An 11,918-nucleotide genomic window follows, 5' to 3' on the forward strand; every position below is an offset into this window, starting at 1 on the left:
ATAGCTGGCATTGCTTCAATAAATAAATTGAAATCGCGCATATTGAAAACATTATCACCAGCTACTGTTTTTGCTGCCTTTATCAACGCAACAAATGTTTCTCTTATCGTCTCACGGGGATGTATCAATGTTTCTGTCATTCAATATTTATCCTTTTCTTAAAACTGGTATCATGTTATGATACGTAAAAGAACGAATAGAGGTGATTTGGTGATTGAATCTTTTGCGGATAAGCGGTGTAAAGATCTTTTAGAAGGCAAGACGCCCAAAGGTTTTCCTGCAACATTGGTACGCATAGCACAAAGAAAATTGTTTATGCTCGATAAAGCAGTTGATCTTAAAGATTTACGCAGTCCTCCAGGAAATCATTTAGAAGCATTGAAAGGAGAGCGTAAAGGTCAATATTCTATTCGTATTAATAACCAGTTTCGTCTTTGTTTTGAATGGCGTACTAATGGCGTCTATGAAGTTGAAATTGTAGATTATCATTGATCTATAGGAGGTTGAGATGAAAAATTATATTGCAATACATCCAGGAGAAATTTTACGGGAGGAATATTTAAAAGAATATGCTCTGTCTGCTTATGCTCTTGCAAAAGCATTGAATGTTCCACGCACGAGGATAGAACGTATTGTTGCGGAAAATAGTCCAATAACTCCTGATACGGCTCTCAGACTGGCTTCTTTTTTTGATACGACAGCTGAGTTCTGGCTTAATATGCAAGCTGCTTATGATGTTCATATTTTACAAGCAGAAAAAGCAGATGAATTTGCCAAAATTAATAAATTTGAATGTACAATTTAACCATCTCCCCACCTTTGAAGTGGGGAAGGAAATGTTTCACCTTAAGCAACCTTTCTAATGGGGTTCTCGAAATTTGGTTCATAAGCGCGCAACAAGGAATCCATGCTATGCGGTAATTCTGAAGCTCCAAAATCTGTAAGAATTGCCAAGATCTTTGTAATATTGGGTACGTCATTTTGAAGTTTTAAAACTAGAACCTTTTCTATTAATTCCATAACCTCAACTATAGCATTACAATTTTCATCTCCAATGCTGTGATGATTGGAAAACTGAAACAATGCCATCCATAAATCGCACAAAAAATCGATATTGGTATTCATTGCACACCTCCGTGAATTTGCTCTCTTAAACATGCTAATCCTCTGGTTGTGATTTTCGTTGAAGGGAGCACCTTTTCTGTACCATCCGGTCTTTGAATGGTAATAGCAGAACAATCCATAAATCCTTTCTTGATCTTGTCCTGATAAGGTAACAAAGGAGCCCCTGGAGCCCGTCGATACACCCAATCATGTTTAAGCAAGTAATCAGTTAAGTCCTTAGGTCGTACCTCTAATATCTTTGCTGCTTCTATCAAACCAAACAAACCATCAGAGCGTTTTAAATCATCAAGTGTTTCTGCTTTTGGTGCTAATTCTGCAATAACATGGTCTTTCTATTCTATTTGATTTTGTAAGTGATTCAAGACACAAAGCAATGCTTCGGGTTTGGAGTAGTCAATTTGCGGTGTTGCTACTTGTTTCAAAAGCCGTTCACATTTGATAAAGTATTGACGTGCCTCATGCCCTTTGTCATTATGCTCTATCATCGAAAGACGTTTAGCCATGTCTAATGTAATGTGGTATTCTTTTTCTTTTCCACCGTTTTCTAAATTCAGACTTTATTTCCAAAAACGCAATATAATTCACGTGCGTTAACAGTTTGAACTGTTTACTTGGCCAATAGTTTGTTCTTTAATTTCTATAGAGTATTCATGATGAACTCCTTACTACTTAGACATTTTTCATTGACTCTTTAATTAGGAAGAGCCGAGCACTGAAAAACACGGTAGTAAGTCCGTCGTTATGTTTTTCTGTGAAGGTGTTTTATAGCATAACCAACCCCACAAGATCACTATATGCGAGTAACATACAATGGGTCAAAGCCTTTAATGTGCGAAAATAAACTATCTTGGTAGCTTGTCCGCTTAGTATTTAAGGTGTTCGTTAGGTTCCTGTTTCGATTATTCATACTCCTGTAATAATATCACTTTTTTCTAAAAATCATAAGCACATATTTACTTTATTTGTCGACTCACTTTAGATTTTCCAGCTTAGTTTTTTATTTATAGTGGAGGGGAAAATAATGCTCGACATACTTGACACAATTGCGATGATCGTATGTTTGTTGTCGTTACCGGTGATGGTTGTCGGACTTGTTTTAGTGTGTATAAAAAAATGGCGTAAAAATGGATTGAAAACCCTTGGCATTGGAGTCTTATTATTTCTCGGCTCTGCAATATTAGGTGCGTTTTTTTTTCACAAAATCAAACCAGATCAAGTTGCATACAATAATGAAATTTTTTCCTCCTCCTCTACTTTATTAATAGATGTTGCTACTCAAAATGAAAGCGTGACACAGGCACTACCTGAGAATATTGATAGGCAAAGTATCCATGTTCAAGATAAAAAGTCAGACGAAAATGATGGTCTAGGTTTTTGGGGATGGTTCAGGTTAATTTTCTTTGCATTTATTGCATTGTCTATTTTTGTTCATTGGCAAGATAAACGTAACAAACGTTTTAAAGAAAAAGTTTCAGAGCAGGTTTTAATGCCTCCCCCCCATATCCATCTTTCTTCTGATTTATCAGTTATTAATAAAATGTTGCCGGAACTTAAAAAAAAACGGTTAGAAAAGAGGGGACAGATCGTTCTCCTTTGTGCTCTACTGATTGGAGGCATTTTGGTAACAGTAACTATTACGCCATGGTTATTAGTACCCATTCTTATTGTTTTAATTTTTGTTATTATTGCTTATCGTGAGACAAAAAAGGAAAAAAGCTTTGAGCAAGAAGTTGCTCTGTGGCAATCAGATATTCCTCCCTCTAATTTTGAGGAAGCATGTGACATGTTTCAAGAACTTGACGCAAGTGAATATGATTATCGTTTAGTACAAAATGAAAAACTATTGGGAGTTCAAGAACGCGTTACCCTCGATATTGGCGAAAAGACTCCGATTTTAGGACGTCTTTTAGTAACAAATCAAGCTATTGTGTTTGAAAGCCCTGAAGATAATGAAAGGACTACTTGGGCAAGAATTGCATCAGTAACTATAACATACCAAGGATGTCACATCAGTCACCGTACCGGCGCACCATGGAATTACCGATTTAGTGCTATTCCAAATCCAAGGTTTGCAGCAGTAATCCGAGCTCTTGGGCAGCCTTATTGATTTTGAAACACATAAGACAAAGGTTCCTCATTGTTTTAGCTCCCGCAAGATAAGCTTATACATACCGGATTCAGAGGCTTGGACATCTGTGATCACGAATTGCTCTTGAGAAGAGGGGTCTTTGTTGTTTTCAGGAGAGATGATCACAATACTATCTTGAGGTTTTGGTGGGACTCCCCCGATATCATTAATACAAAGATCAAGTTCCTTTCTTGCAATTGTGGTAGAGATTCTGCCACCGGCGTCCGATTCCGAATGTTTAATGGTGTAAATCGCTGTAATTTGAAATGATTGTTGATTATCCTTTCGCGTGTAGATGACGGGTTGCCCAAAAGTGTTGCGCACGTCTTGAATCATTTTATTAAGCAACCCATGCCATCGCATGTTATTTTCCTTCACTGACCGCTTTAAAGAGCATTTCAGGACGCGTGCAAATATAAAGCGGATAGCTGTATACCTCCGGCTTTACCCATGCATTACGGTCGTTATCAACGATCAACATAGTGTAGAGCGGTTTTCCAACCGTGTTGGCAAAATCCAAGCTTTCTCCAGGAGAAAAGGTTTTTTGAAACACTCCCGGTGCATTGGCAGGCAAGAATTGACATTCATCAGGCTTAATGCCTATGGCGCGCTTTGTTCCAGCCTTCGCACTCACATTATAGTTATGAATACTCCGGTAATTAATGAAAGTCACACCCGCAAAGTCAAAGCTACCAAAGCTCCCAGAGCCAATCGAACTTGGTGTTGCAACTCCTCCAGCACTATTCAAAGTTTGTGCAAGAGCTGTGTTGAGATAAGTCTCACGAATTGTTTTATGGTTTTTCAATTTGGAGAAAAACTCATTTCCACAAAGCCCAATAATGCGTGAACGATCAGTGAATGCTCCCTTTGAAGCTTCAATCATTTTCATAATGACTTGATCAACATGATCAGCAACATTGGTTGTTTCATTATTTAATTTAAAGTCAATCGGCTTTGGTGGTGCGATTTCCCATTCCTTGTACCAATCAACAATCACTGAACCATCGGCATCAAGAACCACCCCTTGAACAGCGCCAAGTTGCATGTTTTCCCATGTCAATTCGATTTCAGAAATCAGTTTCTTTTGTTTTCTGGCAATATATTTCATTGCCGTCTCGAGTTGATCTTCTGTCCCAAATTCACGCCGGTTTTGGATTTCCTCTGATTTCACCGTGTCACTTTTGGCAATCCGTGTTGTTTTGAAAAACCGAAGATTACGCCCATCTCTATCACCTTCTGCCAAAGGTGCGCCACGTTCACTGGTTTGAATCAAGGACAATGTATTGTCACGTCTTTCAATACCAACCACTGTGGTGCTTGTTTCCACTTCCTCAAAAAGATCAAGAGAACTAATAAGTCCCGGTTGAAACTCATAGTTTTCAATCGCTTTCATCATTGTGGTGGCAGAGAAAGCGTCGTGTTTAAAAAAGTTCATATCCATGTGCGCATTCTCCTATCGCAATAAAATATTGTTATGGTCTTCGAGAAACTGAATGGCAGCACTTTTTTGTTCATCTGTAATGGGCATCTGGCCATAGCAATTCAGAAGCTTTTACAGTGCATAAGCGTGCTGTCATTACGGCACGTTGATCGGCTTGAGAGGCATCAACAGTGGCAAAAGAAATTCCAGCAGGGATTTGGCTGCCATCTGATGCTGCTGGATTAAGGGGGGCATATTTTTCTGATGCTGTAATTTTCCCCATGACAGTTCCTGCTTCAATGAAGGCTCCTGATGCAAAAACCACTTCTTCGTTTGACATATCCGTATCGTAGGGTCCAAGATAAGCGCCATTGCGTACGTCTTCATAAATAATATTATTCATTTTATTGCCCTCCAAGCTGTTTCCCATTTTGTATGAATTTTTGCCTTGCTCGTTCCATCACTGTGAGGAACCGTGGGTGATAATTTAAAAGATGAACTTTTCGAGACAGCAGCAGTTAAAACAACATTTTTTGCTTTCTCAACATTCATGCCGCTTTTAATGGCTTTTGCGGCATCAAAAGAAACGCCTAAGTGCTTTGCTTGCCTTTCAAGGGTTGTTAGTGCCTTGCCACGTTTTCTTTCCTTTTCAAGAGCAGCTTTTATGCTTTCTGGTTTATTTTCGTCCTCATCTTCGTCTTCGTTTTCTTCTTCATCGTCGAAGTCTTCGGCGTTTTTGTCGATGTCACTATCGTCTTCGTCCTCTTCCTCGTCATTGATGATGTCGACGATCTTTTCGTCATCCTCTTCTTGGGCGCGGTATTGTGTGCGTGCCATGTGTTTTTTCCTTCTTTTGTTGATGTTGGGTTTTGTGATATGGAATCCGTTAAGGCTTCCAAAGCTTGCGCAAGGGTGCCCTGCGCATCTGCTAATCCAAGCTCTAAAGCTTGGGTGCCTATAAAAGTTTCTGCTTTTGTGTCACGAATTGCAGCAGCATTTAAGCGTCTGTTTTTTGCAACCCAATCGACAAACATTTCGTAGAGCAGGGCGCAATCGGCTTGCATTTTTATTTGTGCTGTATCGCTCAAGGGTTCGTGAGGATTGCCATGGGTTTTGTGATCACCTTCAAAAACGAAGGTCCATTTAAGCCCGTGTTGCTCATCTGCACGAGATTGGTCAAGATGGGCGCAAACAACCCCAATCGAGCCTACAACACCGGTGCGTGCAACCCATATTTGAGAAGCCGCACAAGCAATGGCATAAGCTGCAGAACAAGCAAATTCATTGGCATGCGCCCAAATGGGTTTGTTATATTGTTTTGAAAGGGTTTGAAACTCTTCAACCAAATCAAAGATGCCACCGGCTTCTCCACCACCACTGTCAATATCAAGTAAGACGGCATGAACATCAGGCTGTGCCATGGCTTCACGAAAAGAAGCCCTTAACCCTTCATAAGACGTCAATCCCGATAAAGCTCCAAGCCATGCACCGCGGCGTACAAGCGTGCCATGAACCGGTATTATAGCAACATTGTTTTGCACCACATAGGTTTCTGGTGGTCTTAAAGCTTCTGTACTCCCTTGCGAATAAGCTTCAATGGGAAACTTTTCACTTGCAAAAAGCCGTGGAGCAAGAGCATTGAGAATAATATCAAGCTTTGTGGAGGCAAGCATGTGTGGAACTCCAAAAAGCCGTGATGCCAAAAACGGCATGTCGAGATTATTCACCATTTGTCTGCGCCTTACTGTCTTGGTTGTTTTCATAAGTCTCAGAAGTCTCTGAATCTTCATCACCAATCGCTTGATTTTCACCAGAAGGCGCTGCCATATCCGTGTCAAAAGATAAGCCGCGTGCACGAGCGTCTGTGTGCTCTTCTTGCAGTTCGGCATGAATGCTGTCGATATCAAAGCCGCGCTCGGCAAGCGCCATGCGTCGTGTTTTCAAGCCAGCACGAATTTCTTCTTTTTCTGCCGTGATATCCTTGTTTGGATCAATCATTTCAAGCGGGGGCGCAAAGCTTTCACATTGAAGCCATGGCAAGGAATTTTCTTCCCATCCGGGTAAGTGAACGCGTCCAGAAAGTACTGCCATTTCAACAAAACGTTCCCAAACAATGCGGTTAAACTGAAAGGCAATGATATGTTCACGCCATTGTTTGACATGCCGTCTAAACTGAATGATAGAGGTTCGCACATTGGAAAAATTACCGCGCGTAACGTCTCCAGTCACAACGGCATAAGGCATATTGAGAGCCGAGCAAATTTTTGAAATATTGCGAAATTGGAAAGCCTCATAAGAACCTCCAACCTCAACAGGGTTAGAGAATGTAACCTCTTTATTCTCTCCTAAATAAAGAGATGCACCGGGTGCAATGGCAGGTGCTTCGTATTCTTCTTCAACGTCGTTTTTATCACGATTATCGGATAATTTTGCGACGTTTGGGGAATTGTCCTTGACAAACGCCGCGAAAAGAGCCGCCGTCCTTTTTCGATCAAGTTCTGCATCATCATAGGATTCGAGTTGAAAGATCTTTGTCATACAGCGCGTTATTTTGGGAGAACCGCGCAATTGTCCGGCAATCCGGCGTTCTTTGATATGAATGACCATTTCAGTAGGCACACGTATGCGCTCTTGGCTCTTAAAGGCTCTGTTTGCAGGACAATCATCATAGGGATGATGTTCCCAGAAATGATAAGCAACGCGCTTACCACTGGCATCGAATTCAATTCCCATACGAATGTAATTGCCTTCAATTTCAGCAGGTCCATTATAGGTGAGATCCAGCATTTCAGTAGGATAAACTTGTAATTGAAGCGGCACACCAGAGCGCCCATAAAGGTCAACATAATGCAATCTTACAAAGCATTCGCCGGTTAAAAAGACCTCTCGTGCAATGGTTGCTTGCAGCCCATAAAAGCTGGCATCTTCGTCGTAGTCTGCTTCATCAGCCCATTGCCACCATAAGTCTAAAAGCTTTTTCTTTTCTTCTTGAAAACCTTCAATGCGAGGATAAGGTTTAATCCCATCACTGACAGCCGCAGAGACCCATTCTTCAGTCGCAGAACCGTAAAGAGCTTCATTGTCATAAAGCCATCTTGAACGGGCAACAATGGTATCACCGCATTCTTCAATCGCTTTATTGATATGTTTTTTTGCGGGATCAAAACCACCCATGCGACGGCTTTTGCTTGCCGCTTCAAAATGGGGATTGTGTTGACGAGAAATTGTAAAAAAGCCCGTAAGTTTATTGATAAAGCCAGCCATTAATAGCCTCGTGAGATATTAAAATAGAACACGCGTGAACCTTTACGCCCTTCAAGGTCCGCTATTTGCGTATTGATCATTTCAAGAGCTCTGCGCAGTTCCTCAACAGAGCGGTTGCTGACTTGCTTATCGCCGTGACGCACTGATTGCGCACCCGAATAAAGAGCCTCTTCAATTTGTTCACGCCGCCTTTTTAAACTTTCCAGTCTGTTAATTTTGCTGTTAAATGGTCCTAAAGTTTCATCCACAAATCACCTCCAATCCCCTCGCATATAAGGATTCATCACTGTTCTGGATTGTTTCCTTTGAGGTTGTGCTATCTGAGATCTTCTTGGAGAAGTGAATGAAGAAATCCCAGATGTTGGTTGCTCTACAGAACTTTCAATTTTAAGTTTTTCCAAACGCTCTTCTAAGATATCGACTTCTCGATTAAGGTTTATTCCTGCCGAAATCAGACCTTGTAAAGCAGCATAAGCATAGACCCTACAGTCCAAGGCTTCGTTTCTTGCCTTTTCACTTTTTTGCCATTCAATACGCTTGAAGCCTTTAAAATATTTGATGACTTTTCTTTCAGCGGTTAGCTGGTCAAAATATTCCAGGTCAAGGCTTTTGTGAAAGTGTGTTGCACCAGCCCCCGTTGCTTCAGGACCCGATTTTTTAAATCGTGCTGTAATGATATCTTTTGCGGCATCAACCCCAACAATATAAAGATTAATCTGTCCTTTATTGTTTCTGCTTGGTCGGCGTGGCCATACCGCACGCCGTCCCGCCTGTCCTTTAATACCCCAGATACGCCGCCCCTCACGCGGGCGTACATAATTATAAACTGCCTGTGTATGTCCACCACCGGTATCAATACAAGCCGCTGTTATCCTAATCCCTTCTTTATAGCCTGGATGCGGCCAGCGTTTTGCAAGATATTCATCCAATTGGTCCCACACTTCAAAAGAAGAGGGATCACCAAGGATCACTTGATAATCAATATGCCAACTTTCTTCACTACGCCCCCATCCCACCACTTCAAGCTCTAAACGATCATTTTGCACATCAATGCCTGCTGTCAACACGACGGCTTGTTCTGGTGCCAATGGATAATCTTCGCGTTTTGCATAGAGGCTATCAGGGTCAACAACTTCGCCTGTTTTGTCCTCCCATGGCTCTCCAAGAACTGTATTAATAAAAACTTGCAAAAGAGCAGGGTCTTCTTTGGCTCTTAAAAATTCGCGCGCACAATCGCCCCAAGTCAGCCATGGGGAATAAAGCGCTGAAATATGGTAAGAACGCAGACGAGGCTTACTTGACTCCTGTGTTGCGATCCAGCAAGCACCGTTTTCTTCTGCCATTAAGGTGGACTTACGATGTTCGGCATGTTCATGACCACAATGCGCACAAACAAAAACAGCTTTTTCGGGGGCGCCTTTTTGCCACTTGATTTGTGACCAAAAAATCGGTTGTAGCGTACCACACGCATCACAAGGAACATTGTAATATCTCTGGTCACCAAGCATAAAATCCTTGGCGATACGGCTTGTGTCACGGTGTGTCGGCGTGGACAATTTAAAAATTTTACGTTGAATAAAAGCAGAAGTTCGTTTTTCAGCAATTGTTACAGGATCGCCTTCATTATCGACATTCAATGGGTAAGCATCGACTTCATCCAAAACCAAATAGCGAATAGGAGAAGAACGCAATCCAGCAGCACTATTTGCTCCTGTAATCATCAATGTCCCCCCATAAAATTCCTTTGAAAACATTGTATTTCCACTGTCTCTTGCACGAGCAGGAGCAATGCGTTCACTTAAAGCAGGGCTAGCTGAAATCATCGGATCAAGACGAGACTTTGACAGTTTCTTAGCGGTCTCAACGGTCGGCATCACATAAAGGGCAGGTCCTGGACTATGATGAATGGCATAACCACAAAAGTTCAACGCTGCTTCCGACATTCCAATCTGAGCCCCCTTCATCACAACCGTTGTTTCAGTCGGATCATAAACAGAAAGATTATCCATGATCTCTCGTAAATAGGGGGTACGTATAGTCCTCCATAACCCAGGCTCAGCACTCGTAACTGTGCTCAAATAACGATTTTTATCAGCCCACTGGGAAACAGTATAAGGCGGGTCAGGACGGCGTCCTTCATTCGCATAGCAAAAAAAGAGCCCAGCATCAGAGGACGAGGGCGAAGCATCACTTATCATGTTCTGGATTCTCTTCTAAAATGTTGGGATCGTGAAAAGAAACAGGGACGACATTTTCTACTAAAGCTTTGCGCATATGATGATCGATAGCTCCAATAAGGCTCGCAGCATCACATCCCACTTGCGCCGCAATTTCAGTACCAAAGCGATAGGCAAAATTGAGCATTGTATCTCGATGCGCTCTTCCAAAGTTCCATGCTTCTTTTCTCACTTCTTCACGATCAACAGTTGTTTCACGCAATCGTTCAAGTGCAATCTTTTCTTTTGCTAGCGCAACTTGCATTCGCTCCAGTTTAATCTTGTATTCATTGGCACCCTCTGTAGAGACTTGTTTGATCTTTGTTCGCGGTTGGCCATCCGGTGCTAAAAATGGAGCAGGGCGTTTTGTTGGATTCTCATTCCAGATAGCTGTTGCAAGCGCTTCATTAACAGAACCATCTTCAAAAAGAGCCTTATCAAACTTCCCTGTCTTAAGACGAGAAACCACTGCATTAGGAGAAACACGCATCTTTTTGGCAAACGCACGAAGCGATATCCCCTCACGAGTTTTCTTATTCATAGTGGCTCCATTTTGAATGGTTTATACGAATTATTGTACACTTTAATTATTGACAAGGTTTTATTTTTCGTGTACATAAAATATATGAAGATAGTGTGGGATGAACCAAAAAGAGCTTTAAACATTGTTAAACATAAGCTTGACTTTGCTGATGTTATTTACTTTGACTGGGAACATGCTTTTATTGATGCAACCCATTCAAACCGCATGAAGGCTATTGGACATTTTGCGGATGGCACAACAGTTATTGTTTTTGCAAAGCTTGGCAATGAAGCAATATCCATTATCAGCTTTCGTCGAGCTAATAAAAAAGAAAGAGAGGTTTTCAATGACTATCAAAAAAACCTTTGAAGCAGGATGTGATTACGCAAAAGAAGATTGGGACGCTGTGGATTCTCCACCATTGACAGATGAAGAACTTGCACGCTTAAAGCCAGCTAAAGACGTTTTACCAGCCTCCTTTTTTAAGTATGTAACAGAAGAGCGCCGTAAACGTGGGCGTCCCCCCGTTGAATCTCCTAAACAAGCGGTTACTCTCCGCCTCGACCCAAACGTTATTGCCTCTTTTAAAAAACAAGGAAAAGACTGGCGAACACGTATGGGTGAAGTCTTAAAAAAAGCAAGTGGCAGCTAAACCAACCACCTCCCCATTTTTGAGAACGGGGAGGGGAGATGTGTTTTAAGTCTAAGCAGCTTTTACGACAGATCTTTCTAAGACTTGTTTTGCTTCTTTAATTAAAGCTTTATAATGTTTGCTCTCTTCTACCAACGTGAAGGCTTTAACAAGATGCATATGAAGTGGATCATAAATGTAAACAGCCTTTTTAGTTGGAGACATTTTATCCCAATCTTTTGGGAAAGAAAAACGTATATCATCACAATAATCAACAGATTGGCTTTTTAGTTTCTTTTCACATTCAATAAAATAACGGCATGCTTGACGTCCTTTCTCGTTACGTTCAACCATGGAAAGCTCTTTCGCCATGTCTAAAGTGATGTGATATTCTGTACTTGGACGACTGCCTTTAGGTTTCGGTAAATTTTTACCGAAACTCACAAAGCCTTGATTCTCTTGCAAGGTATTAGGTTTCGCTAAAATTTTAGCGAAACTTATAAAGTCCTTACTTTCTAGGAAACCATACTCCTCAATGCGATTTTTTATCCAATTTCTAAATTCCGATTTAACTTCCAAAAACGTATGCAATTCACGTGCATTAACAGTTT

At 41.3% G+C, this 11,918-nt stretch carries 15 protein-coding genes and 2 pseudogenes; 5 read left to right on the forward strand and 12 right to left on the reverse strand.

Features of this window, described 5'->3' with window-relative positions:
* The first annotated feature begins 177 nt into the window (after positions 1-177).
* Both ACFIML_RS08360 and ACFIML_RS08365 read left to right on the forward strand, forming a co-directional pair.
* Positions 178-492 carry a type II toxin-antitoxin system RelE/ParE family toxin gene (locus ACFIML_RS08360; protein ID WP_375607148.1) on the forward strand — a complete coding sequence of 105 codons (315 nt, stop codon included), beginning with the start codon at positions 178-180 and terminating at the stop codon, positions 490-492.
* Positions 493-508: 16 nt separating this feature from the next.
* Positions 509-805: a HigA family addiction module antitoxin gene (locus ACFIML_RS08365; RefSeq protein WP_120100579.1), complete on the forward strand. Its 297-nt coding sequence runs from the start codon at positions 509-511 to the stop codon at positions 803-805.
* A 41-nt stretch (positions 806-846) separates the two neighbouring features.
* On the opposite strand, the gene ACFIML_RS08370 is transcribed toward ACFIML_RS08365, so the two are convergent.
* A complete protein-coding gene (locus ACFIML_RS08370) occupies positions 847-1,125 on the reverse strand; it encodes a hypothetical protein (RefSeq protein WP_375687899.1) in 279 nt (92 codons plus the stop codon).
* Positions 1,122-1,679: pseudogene (locus ACFIML_RS08375) on the reverse strand (phage antirepressor KilAC domain-containing protein). The gene ACFIML_RS08370 and the pseudogene ACFIML_RS08375 overlap by 4 nt, the downstream one beginning before the upstream one ends.
* A gap of 467 nt (positions 1,680-2,146) precedes the next feature.
* On the opposite strand from ACFIML_RS08375, the gene ACFIML_RS08380 reads away from it, so the two are divergent.
* The gene (locus ACFIML_RS08380) at positions 2,147-3,232 is read left to right on the forward strand and encodes a hypothetical protein (RefSeq protein ID WP_375687901.1); all 1,086 of its coding nucleotides are present in this window, start codon (positions 2,147-2,149) and stop codon (positions 3,230-3,232) included.
* Positions 3,233-3,259: 27 nt separating this feature from the next.
* On the opposite strand, the gene ACFIML_RS08385 is transcribed toward ACFIML_RS08380, so the two are convergent.
* The 9 genes and pseudogenes from ACFIML_RS08385 to ACFIML_RS08425 form a co-directional block, all read right to left on the reverse strand.
* Complete coding sequence (locus tag ACFIML_RS08385; protein ID WP_375687903.1) at positions 3,260-3,616, reverse strand: hypothetical protein; 357 nt, start codon at positions 3,614-3,616, stop codon at positions 3,260-3,262.
* Position 3,617: 1 nt separating this feature from the next.
* The gene (locus ACFIML_RS08390; RefSeq protein WP_375607152.1) at positions 3,618-4,694 is read right to left on the reverse strand and encodes a major capsid protein; all 1,077 of its coding nucleotides are present in this window, start codon (positions 4,692-4,694) and stop codon (positions 3,618-3,620) included.
* A 12-nt stretch (positions 4,695-4,706) separates the two neighbouring features.
* Positions 4,707-5,076, reverse strand: a pseudogene (locus ACFIML_RS08395) (head decoration protein).
* Entirely contained in the window at positions 5,073-5,453 is a 381-nt protein-coding gene (locus ACFIML_RS08400) for a hypothetical protein (RefSeq protein ID WP_375687915.1), read from the reverse strand. The pseudogene ACFIML_RS08395 and the gene ACFIML_RS08400 overlap by 4 nt, the downstream one beginning before the upstream one ends.
* On the reverse strand, positions 5,336-6,403 hold the full coding sequence (locus ACFIML_RS08405; protein WP_375687905.1) for a S49 family peptidase: 1,068 nt from the start codon (positions 6,401-6,403) through the stop codon (positions 5,336-5,338). Before ACFIML_RS08405 ends, ACFIML_RS08400 begins: the two co-directional genes overlap by 118 nt.
* The gene (locus ACFIML_RS08410; RefSeq protein ID WP_375607155.1) at positions 6,393-7,937 is read right to left on the reverse strand and encodes a phage portal protein; all 1,545 of its coding nucleotides are present in this window, start codon (positions 7,935-7,937) and stop codon (positions 6,393-6,395) included. Before ACFIML_RS08410 ends, ACFIML_RS08405 begins: the two co-directional genes overlap by 11 nt.
* Entirely contained in the window at positions 7,937-8,185 is a 249-nt protein-coding gene (locus tag ACFIML_RS08415) for a phage head-tail joining protein (RefSeq protein WP_375607156.1), read from the reverse strand. Before ACFIML_RS08415 ends, ACFIML_RS08410 begins: the two co-directional genes overlap by 1 nt.
* A 3-nt stretch (positions 8,186-8,188) precedes the next feature.
* Positions 8,189-10,135: a phage terminase large subunit family protein gene (locus ACFIML_RS08420; protein WP_375687907.1), complete on the reverse strand. Its 1,947-nt coding sequence runs from the start codon at positions 10,133-10,135 to the stop codon at positions 8,189-8,191.
* Positions 10,125-10,694, reverse strand: coding sequence for a hypothetical protein (locus tag ACFIML_RS08425; protein ID WP_375687909.1), 570 nt, complete (start codon positions 10,692-10,694; stop codon positions 10,125-10,127). The genes ACFIML_RS08420 and ACFIML_RS08425 overlap by 11 nt, the downstream gene beginning before the upstream one ends.
* Before the next feature lie 84 nt (positions 10,695-10,778).
* On the opposite strand from ACFIML_RS08425, the gene ACFIML_RS08430 reads away from it, so the two are divergent.
* Both ACFIML_RS08430 and ACFIML_RS08435 read left to right on the forward strand, forming a co-directional pair.
* A complete protein-coding gene (locus tag ACFIML_RS08430; RefSeq protein ID WP_212112989.1) occupies positions 10,779-11,045 on the forward strand; it encodes a BrnT family toxin in 267 nt (88 codons plus the stop codon).
* Positions 11,023-11,328 (forward strand): BrnA antitoxin family protein, encoded by a 306-nt coding sequence (locus tag ACFIML_RS08435; protein ID WP_375687911.1) that lies wholly within the window; start codon positions 11,023-11,025, stop codon positions 11,326-11,328. The genes ACFIML_RS08430 and ACFIML_RS08435 overlap by 23 nt, the downstream gene beginning before the upstream one ends.
* Before the next feature lie 51 nt (positions 11,329-11,379).
* Here ACFIML_RS08435 and ACFIML_RS08440 read toward each other — a convergent pair.
* On the reverse strand, positions 11,380-11,918 hold a 539-nt coding region (locus tag ACFIML_RS08440), incomplete at its 5' end, for an antA/AntB antirepressor family protein (protein ID WP_375687913.1).

Origin of the sequence: Bartonella sp. AC62GZZY (genome assembly GCF_042196525.1) — a bacterium.
GTDB lineage: Bacteria > Pseudomonadota > Alphaproteobacteria > Rhizobiales > Rhizobiaceae > Bartonella.

Excerpts from the sequence above, each read along its gene's own strand:
- ACFIML_RS08360 (WP_375607148.1), top strand. The coding sequence starts at position 178 with ATGATACGTAAAAGAACGAATAGAGGTGATTTGGTGATTGAATCTTTT.
- ACFIML_RS08365 (WP_120100579.1), top strand. The coding sequence starts at position 509 with ATGAAAAATTATATTGCAATACATCCAGGAGAAATTTTACGGGAGGAA.
- ACFIML_RS08370 (WP_375687899.1), bottom strand. The coding sequence starts at position 1,125 with ATGAATACCAATATCGATTTTTTGTGCGATTTATGGATGGCATTGTTT.
- ACFIML_RS08380 (WP_375687901.1), top strand. The coding sequence starts at position 2,147 with ATGCTCGACATACTTGACACAATTGCGATGATCGTATGTTTGTTGTCG.
- ACFIML_RS08385 (WP_375687903.1), bottom strand. The coding sequence starts at position 3,616 with ATGCGATGGCATGGGTTGCTTAATAAAATGATTCAAGACGTGCGCAAC.
- ACFIML_RS08390 (WP_375607152.1), bottom strand. The coding sequence starts at position 4,694 with ATGGATATGAACTTTTTTAAACACGACGCTTTCTCTGCCACCACAATG.
- ACFIML_RS08405 (WP_375687905.1), bottom strand. The coding sequence starts at position 6,403 with ATGGTGAATAATCTCGACATGCCGTTTTTGGCATCACGGCTTTTTGGA.
- ACFIML_RS08410 (WP_375607155.1), bottom strand. The coding sequence starts at position 7,937 with ATGGCTGGCTTTATCAATAAACTTACGGGCTTTTTTACAATTTCTCGT.
- ACFIML_RS08420 (WP_375687907.1), bottom strand. The coding sequence starts at position 10,135 with ATGATAAGTGATGCTTCGCCCTCGTCCTCTGATGCTGGGCTCTTTTTT.
- ACFIML_RS08425 (WP_375687909.1), bottom strand. The coding sequence starts at position 10,694 with ATGAATAAGAAAACTCGTGAGGGGATATCGCTTCGTGCGTTTGCCAAA.
- ACFIML_RS08430 (WP_212112989.1), top strand. The coding sequence starts at position 10,779 with ATGAAGATAGTGTGGGATGAACCAAAAAGAGCTTTAAACATTGTTAAA.
- ACFIML_RS08435 (WP_375687911.1), top strand. The coding sequence starts at position 11,023 with ATGACTATCAAAAAAACCTTTGAAGCAGGATGTGATTACGCAAAAGAA.